Source organism: Methylobacterium oryzisoli (assembly GCF_046557895.1).
Taxonomy (GTDB): domain Bacteria; phylum Pseudomonadota; class Alphaproteobacteria; order Rhizobiales; family Beijerinckiaceae; genus Methylobacterium; species Methylobacterium oryzisoli.
The window spans coordinates 1-6,954 of sequence record NZ_JBKIBX010000089.1; the positions used below are offsets into that span (position 1 = coordinate 1).

Sequence of the window (6,954 nt, forward strand, 5' to 3'; positions counted from 1 at the left end):
ACTGCTCGTCCGAGAGCCAGAACAGGTCCGCCATGGCCGCCTCCATGCTGCAAGCGGCGGCCCTGAATCATCAAACAAAAGCTCCTGCAACACCTTGGTTTGGTTCACGCCCTAGCGATGCCATCTGCTGGCGCCTGCCAGCCGACTATATTGCAATCGTCACATGCATTCCACACAGTTATGTGTGGAACCTCTTGGTTCAAGCGCGACTCACTACATGAAATTGTCATATCTCTCTTGCTATATCTATTCGGTATCTGTTGTGATTTTAGTGGTGAGGATGCCTCCTTATCTGCCTTGCATGTCGCGGATCTATCGTACGGCGAATGCGCTATGAACACGTTGCAGGGTTTCTCGCCGCGAAAATGCGTCGTATCTGTTCTCAATATGCAGCAAAGCGATTGCGTAAGCTTCAATGCATCGGAGAATAATTTGACTATGGCGTAGAGGACTGCGATTCTGTCGTGGTCGTTGATCCACTTCTCGCCTCGTGATCCAGGTTCTCTTATGACACAATCGCCCGCACAAACTGTTGCCCGGCCGCCGTCGGCAGCAGAAGCTGCTGCCATTGGAGTTGCGAGGGTGCGACATGGGCAAAGACCCAAGCGCCCTACGATCAAGGCTCAGCCTGCCAACGCCCCGGCAGTGTTCGAAGCTCAGCATAATGATACCCATGGCTTGATGGGTATGGTGCTCGATGCGTTTGCGACCACCTCCGATGATTTTGCTCAGCTCGGGATCAATCACCTGCTCACCGCCATGGCCGATCCTACGCGGTCAGCCGTGGAAGGCTTGAATGCTAGCTTGGCTGTGGTCGCCAGCATTGAGGCGCGCAACGAGGCTGAGGCACAGCTCGGCATCCAGATGGCGGCGACACATGAAGCCGCGATGAGGATGCTTCGCGTCGCAGCCAGCGGAGCAGACCCGAAAACGACCGAGGTGTACGGGAATCTCGCGACCAAGCTGCTCCGAACCTACACGGCTCAGATTGAAGCGCTCGCAAAGCTGAAGCGCGGAGGCGAACAGACCGTCAGGGTTGAGCACGTCCACGTTCATGCTGGTGGCCGAGCCATCGTTGGGAACGTGAACTCGGACGGGAGGGGAGGGGGGAGTGACAGATAGCGAAGCCAACCCCATGCACTCAGTGGAGAGACAGCCAGAGCCGTTCCGAACAGCGCGGCGGTGTGGCGCGAAGACGAGACTTGGCAACCCGTGCCAATCTCCGGCAGTGAGAGGGAAATGTAGATGTCGGATGCACGGCGGTGCAAAAGGTAGCGGTGCGCCAAAGGGACAGGCCAACGGATCATTCAGGCACGGCCTTTGGACGGTTGAGGTAGCGGACCTTCGACGAGAGTGCAGAGCCCTTCTGCGGCAAACGCGTTACGCGCTCAAGGCGACTAACAAGGGGTTGCGATAATCCACAATCGCTGCGGGCAATTTTGGTGCAACACACCCTGCCTTCAAAGAACAATATCTCTTATACATCGACGAGTTGAGATACGTGGGAGAATATTCGACAAATAATTAGGCTAACGTCTTGTTGCTGTAGCTGGTTTATTCAATACTTTATAAATAACAGGTTAATTTACCGGACCCCTGCGGATGAATAGGCTAACATTATAGATGCAAATGGCTGGTCTGTGACGGCGTATCTTGCTGTCAAGCCTGGGTCTTGGCAGGGGAGAATATTTTTTTGGCGTCAGTAACGAGGCTTCTATCGAATTTGTCCAAGAGCAAAAAGCCGCCTGTACCGAAAAAATTTTCGCTGCCGGTCACGACCGAGACCTGGATTTATCTCGCGATGAGCCGCCTCATGCAAAAAAATATTAAGCATAAAATCTTAGAATTTCCGGACACCCTCTAGAACTTCCCTGATCCTCCCTGGTTTCACTCAGCAGCGTCCGACCAGTCGTCGCCTTCGCCCTCACGCATGTCGCATGACGCGCCACGACGCTCGTTTCCATATAGGTCCCTTCCGTGTGCATGCGCGCGCATGCTCCCTTGTTGGGAAAATGCGTCATGGTCTGACATGCGACATGCCCGGATGTAGGCGCGCCCACGCCAATCGCGGATGGGTTTCCAGCCGAGACGCTGAAGGATTGCGGCCACCCGCCGTTGCTCGGCCGTGCCAATCTTCGGTAGGTCGATGTGTAGGCATTCCCGGGCGACTTGGGCGACGGTGACCCGCTCCTTGGCAATCAGGAACGAGGCGATGGCCTCCTCCCAGGCGTCCGCCTCAAATCGCGCCTCCTGCTCCGGCCTGATGTGGTCGGCCTCGAACTCGCCGTCGGGCCACCAGCGCATGCCGGTGCGGTAGTGCTGGACCGCTTCGGCGAAGAGTTGATCGCGGTCGCGTGCCAGGGGCTCGGTGTCGACCGCGCCCACCTTCACGGGCCAGTAGCGGCGCCCCCCGGTCTCGTCGCGCAGGTAGGCGGGCTTGTTCGTCGTCCCCACGAACACGCACTGGCGGGGCTGGATCACCTCCTTGCGGCCGTAGCTCGGCCGGTAGCGCTCCACGGGGCGGCTGATGAAGGCCTTGAGCGCCGCGTCCTCGGCCCTTGACATGGCCGACATCTCGGCGATCTCAATCAGCCACTTGCCGGGTAGGTGTTGCGACACGTCCTTGCCAGTGGTCACGTCAGGCAGGTTGTCGGAGAACCACGGGCCGCCAAGGATCGCACAAGCGGTGGACTTGCGGGCGCCCTGTGGCCCCTCGAGCACCATCATGTAGTCGGCCTTGCAGCCGGGCTCGAAGATGCGCGCCACCATGGCTACGAGGAACATCTCTCCGATCGCGGTAGTGTAGGGCGTCTGCTCCGCCCCGAGATAGGTCGAGAGCCACGTCTCGAGGCGCGGGCGCGCGTCCCAGGTCAGGCCGTCGAGGTAGTCGCGCACCGGGTGGAAGGCGCGCTCGTGCGCCCGCAGATCTACCGCTTGGTGCGCCACGTCCTTGCCGAGCCGCGGCAGGCCCGCGCGCTGGAGCCACTCTTGCACCCGGCTCACGTCCGTGTCCGTCGCAGGCCGAATTAGGGTCGGCTCCGTGATGCCGCAGCCCGGATCCGGCACGGGCCGGTCCAAGACCGTGGCGCACAACATCTCGTCGTAGGAGAACACCTCGGACAGCTCGGGGGCATGGCGCAAGGCCACCATCGCGTTGGCGAGGTTCCCCAGGGGCTCGCCCTTGTCGTTGCACTGACACGTGGCGAGCCAGCTGATGGAGGCCGCGCCTGCATCGCGACGCTCGGCCCCGCTCTGACGCTTCCGGCGTCCGTGGGATCCGGCCGGCTGAGGCCGCTGGGCAGCCCGGTCGAAGGCACGCGCCACCTCGGCCTCAAGCCGGTCGGCGTACTTCTCGGCGATGCCGCCCGGGTGCTGCCTGAGGAGCCCGATGATCTCGGTAACGGTCCAGCCGAGATCCTTCATCCACCCAACGGCGTGGAAGAACGCCTCGGACCGCCGCCCCTCCGGTACACCGTGCCGGATGAGCCTGTTGAGATCGGCCGGCAGGTCGGTGCGACGCTGGCCGCGATCCTGCCCGCGGCTCTGCCCCTGCTTCGCACCGCGCTTCATGGCCTGCTTCGCCTCATCGAGCCATGCTACGGTCAAGTCGATCTCGGCATCGATCTCGGCGAGGACCTCGGGCGCGCCGGGCAGCGGGTCGCCCGTCATCACGACGTAGCGCTCGCACCCGCGGTAGGTCTCGATGCGGCCACCATCGGCGCTGGGCACCGCCTGGTTCCGATGCACCTTGGGACCTGTGGCGAGGCCGAGGATGCGCAGCCCGGTGCCGGACGTCGTCACCTCGGCGTAGGAGGCGGCGTCCTGCACCTTGGCAAGCGCCCACTCCGCCACCTCACCCGTGACGGGGTCGCGGCAGTCGTCGAGGTCGAAGGCGCCGTAAAGCGAGCCGGCGAGCACGAAGCCGATGCCGTGGAATCGGCCGCTCTCGTAGGCCATGAGCGCCGCCTCGAACGAGCGCCACGATTTCGGAGCGTTGGTGCGGGCCATCTGGCCAGAGCCGTCAGCGACATAGGGGACCTTCGTCAGCTTGCCCGACTTCCAGTGTGACTCCCACCGCCACACCACCCAGCGCTCCTCGGCCTTCATGGGCGCCAGGGCGGGCGGGAGCGGCCGGAAGCGGGTACCAGGTGCCGGGAGCGGGGGAGGCAGGCTCATGTCGCGCTCCGCTGCCGCACAGAGGCCGTTGGTGCGAAGAGATGCGTGGCCTCCTCGATCAGGTCGGTGTCGATGTCTTCTCTGCCGACAAGGAAGACTCGCACGCGGAAATCCGGGCCAAGTCGCCGGACAGTGGTGTGCCAGCGGTAGCCCACTCGAACATGACGCTCCCCGAGAAGCTCCAAGGTCCGCACCTCGGCCACCGAAGCAAGGCGGACGCGGTGACACCGTTCTGGCCATCGCACGAATAAGAGGCGGTCGCCGGCGATAGTTGCCTCGTTCTCGTCCAAGAGGCGTTGCAGGTGGCCGCGCGAAGTGGAGGCGCTCATACACCCCTCCCCGCACTGGCGTAGATCAGCTCGGCCTGGACGTGGGGGCGTTCGGGGCCGGAATCGAAGCGGCGCAGCAAGCGCCGCATCTGGAATCTGATCGGGGCTCGAATTACCTCGGAGAGGTCAGCCGCTACGCAGACCGTTTCCGAGGCCCGCCGGTGCGCCACCACCGCGCGGGCTTCGACGTTCTGGGGCATGAATTACTGTCCCTGCAGCATCCGTTGAAAAGGGATTAGCGGGACGAGCATTTTGCGCCCGATCCGGATGGTGGGGATCTCGCCGCGCTTGGCAGCCTCGTAGGCGCCGTTGCGACCAATGCCGAGCTGTTGAGCGGCCTCGTCAATAGTCAGCGTCATCCTGACGGCAGTAGCTGCCGTAGTCTCATTGTTCTTGATCGCCGTTGGCATAGCCCTATCCTGGTTAAGTGGTGGTCACACACCACTTACCCCCGATGGAGGCAGCGCGCAAGAGATGGTGGTGGACAACCACCATTCATCCTGCTACACACCCACCTGTCATGAGCAGCTCCCTCAAATCTTTCATCCCCGGCATGGCCCGATTGCTAGGAACCACACCAGCTGCGCTCTATGAGCGACAGCGTGCCCTTATGCGGGCTGGAGTGCTTCATGCTGATAGTGGTCGTGGCCCAGGGTCAGGAGTACGCTCAACATCTGCCTCAGTAACGCTCTTACTAGTTGCGGTGTTAGGCTCTGACAATCTTTCTCATGCGGCCGAACATACAAAAAAGATCGATGAAGCTAAAATAGTGGAAGATCGCGGCCGCGAAATGCGGCACTCAGAGTTTGGGCTTACGCTTCACAACATCCTTGCCTTCGAGAGAGATAGAAAATATGTCGAGGGAATTACCATTGCGCGAAATTGCGCCAGAGCTGAAATCAGATATTTGATTGATGGTTTTGAATTCACTCACGTGTTTTCAGGCGACGAAGGCGAGCCGCCGATAAGGATCGATGCAACGATCTCAAGAACAACACTAGAAGCACTGGCTTCTGATCTCCGAGCGGTATTGGGCCAAGAGCTGCGTGAGCACTCGGGGGAGATATGAAAGGGCACATTCGCGAGCGTTCACCGGGGCGTTGGGCTATCGTCCTCGACCTTCCCGACCCGGAAACCGGCAAGCGCCGCCGGAAGTGGCATTCGTTCGCCGGTAACAAGCGCGAAGCGCAGAAGGAGTGCGCACGCCTGATAACAGAGATGGGTTCGGGCATCTATCTGGAGCCAGCTAAGGAGACTCTCCTTCAGTTCCTTGAGCGCTGGCTCAAACACATGCGGTCGCAGGTCGCTCCGCGCAGCCACGAGCGCTACGTGGAAATTGCTAGAAAGAACCTCGTGCCGGTGCTGGGGCAAGCCGTCCTGACGAAGCTCCGGCCGGAGCAGATCTCCTCGGCTTATGCGAAGGCGCTCGAAAGCGGACGCCGCGACGGCAAGGGCGGCCTCTCGCCCCGTACCGTGCATCACATGCACCGCATCCTGCGCCAAGCTCTCGATCAGGCGGTGCGCTGGCGGATGCTCCACCACAACCCGGCCGATCTTGTGAAGCCGCCTAAGGTGGAGCGGCGGGCCATGCGAGCACTTGACGCAGCCGAGACGGCGCGCCTCCTCGCTCACTTCCGGCCGACCAGGATGTTCGTACCCGTGCTCCTCGGCGTGACTTGCGGCTTGAGGAGAGGGGAGGTGACCGCTCTAACCTGGGGCGCGGTGGACCTCAAAACGGGTCAGCTCTCGATCGCAGTCAGCTCGGAGCAGACCAAGGCCGGCGTGCGCCTGAAGGAGACAAAGAGCGGCCGCGCGCGCGTGGTGGCTCTGCCCTCGCTTGCGGTCGACGAGTTGCGGCGGCACCGCCTCGCACAGGCCGAGGAGCTGCTGAGAGTAGGGGAGAAAGTCACCCAGACCACACGAGTATTCGCGCAAGCGGATGGATCGCCGGTGCAGCCTAACAGCCTGACTCACGAGTTCGTCCGGATCCTGAGGCAGGCGAGGGGGTTGCCGCGGATCCGCTTCCACGATCTCCGCCATAGCCATGCCACGCACCTTCTTGCGAGCGGGGTGCACCCGAAGATCGCGCAGGAGCGGCTGGGGCATTCCAGCGTCGGCATCACTCTTGACCTCTACAGCCACGTGCTGCCAGGGATGCAGGCTGACGCGGCCGCGAAGGTTGACGCCGCTCTGCGCGAGGCCATAGACAAGACCAGAGGCTGAAAGGGTAGCAAAGCGGTAGCAAGCAAGGGTTGTCAGCCCTTAGCAGAATCCGCGGAAAAGCTAACAATGTCAGCAGGTTGGAAGGGTGGCCGAGTGGTTTAAGGCAGCGGTCTTGAAAACCGCCGTGGGGGCAACTCCACCGTGGGTTCGAATCCCACCCCTTCCGCCACCATAAAATCCGATATTGCCCAACTTATCTGCGAAATCGTCCGCTTCCCCTCTTGCG

9 protein-coding genes and 1 tRNA gene are annotated in these 6,954 nt (G+C 61.6%); 6 read left to right on the plus strand and 4 right to left on the minus strand.

The genetic code is table 11. From position 1 onward, the window contains the following. The 3 genes from ACKUB9_RS33745 to ACKUB9_RS33755 all read left to right on the plus strand — a co-directional run. A partial coding sequence (locus ACKUB9_RS33745) for a hypothetical protein (protein WP_407530998.1) occupies window positions 1-221 on the plus strand: 221 nt, incomplete at its 5' end. Between the two features lie 460 nt (window positions 222-681). Next, window positions 682-1,122, plus strand: a complete 441-nt coding sequence (locus ACKUB9_RS33750; RefSeq protein WP_407530999.1) for a hypothetical protein — start codon at window positions 682-684, stop codon at window positions 1,120-1,122. Between the two features lie 13 nt (window positions 1,123-1,135). Beyond that, window positions 1,136-1,417, plus strand: coding sequence for an HGGxSTG domain-containing protein (locus tag ACKUB9_RS33755; protein WP_407531011.1), 282 nt, complete (start codon window positions 1,136-1,138; stop codon window positions 1,415-1,417). A gap of 470 nt (window positions 1,418-1,887) precedes the next feature. Here the strand turns inward: ACKUB9_RS33755 and ACKUB9_RS33760 are convergent, their stop codons facing one another. The 4 genes from ACKUB9_RS33760 to ACKUB9_RS33775 are packed head-to-tail and all read right to left on the minus strand — an operon-like array spanning window position 1,888 to window position 4,915. Further along, window positions 1,888-4,176 (minus strand): VapE domain-containing protein, encoded by a 2,289-nt coding sequence (locus ACKUB9_RS33760; protein ID WP_407531001.1) that lies wholly within the window; start codon window positions 4,174-4,176, stop codon window positions 1,888-1,890. Beyond that, window positions 4,173-4,505: a hypothetical protein gene (locus ACKUB9_RS33765; RefSeq protein ID WP_407531002.1), complete on the minus strand. Its 333-nt coding sequence runs from the start codon at window positions 4,503-4,505 to the stop codon at window positions 4,173-4,175. Before ACKUB9_RS33765 ends, ACKUB9_RS33760 begins: the two co-directional genes overlap by 4 nt. Further along, window positions 4,502-4,705: a hypothetical protein gene (locus tag ACKUB9_RS33770; RefSeq protein ID WP_407531004.1), complete on the minus strand. Its 204-nt coding sequence runs from the start codon at window positions 4,703-4,705 to the stop codon at window positions 4,502-4,504. The genes ACKUB9_RS33765 and ACKUB9_RS33770 overlap by 4 nt, the downstream gene beginning before the upstream one ends. Window positions 4,706-4,708: 3 nt before the next feature. Further along, on the minus strand, window positions 4,709-4,915 hold the full coding sequence (locus ACKUB9_RS33775; RefSeq protein ID WP_407531006.1) for a helix-turn-helix domain-containing protein: 207 nt from the start codon (window positions 4,913-4,915) through the stop codon (window positions 4,709-4,711). Window positions 4,916-5,025: 110 nt separating this feature from the next. Between ACKUB9_RS33775 and ACKUB9_RS33780 the strand changes: the two genes are divergently transcribed. The 3 genes from ACKUB9_RS33780 to ACKUB9_RS33790 all read left to right on the plus strand — a co-directional run bounded on the left by ACKUB9_RS33780 (window position 5,026) and on the right by ACKUB9_RS33790 (window position 6,897). Continuing rightward, window positions 5,026-5,574 carry a hypothetical protein gene (locus ACKUB9_RS33780; RefSeq protein ID WP_407531008.1) on the plus strand — a complete coding sequence of 183 codons (549 nt, stop codon included), beginning with the start codon at window positions 5,026-5,028 and terminating at the stop codon, window positions 5,572-5,574. Next, window positions 5,571-6,728: a tyrosine-type recombinase/integrase gene (locus ACKUB9_RS33785; RefSeq protein ID WP_407531010.1), complete on the plus strand. Its 1,158-nt coding sequence runs from the start codon at window positions 5,571-5,573 to the stop codon at window positions 6,726-6,728. The genes ACKUB9_RS33780 and ACKUB9_RS33785 overlap by 4 nt, the downstream gene beginning before the upstream one ends. Window positions 6,729-6,807: 79 nt before the next feature. Next, window positions 6,808-6,897: transfer RNA gene (locus tag ACKUB9_RS33790), tRNA-Ser, on the plus strand. Window positions 6,898-6,954 lie beyond the last annotated feature (57 nt).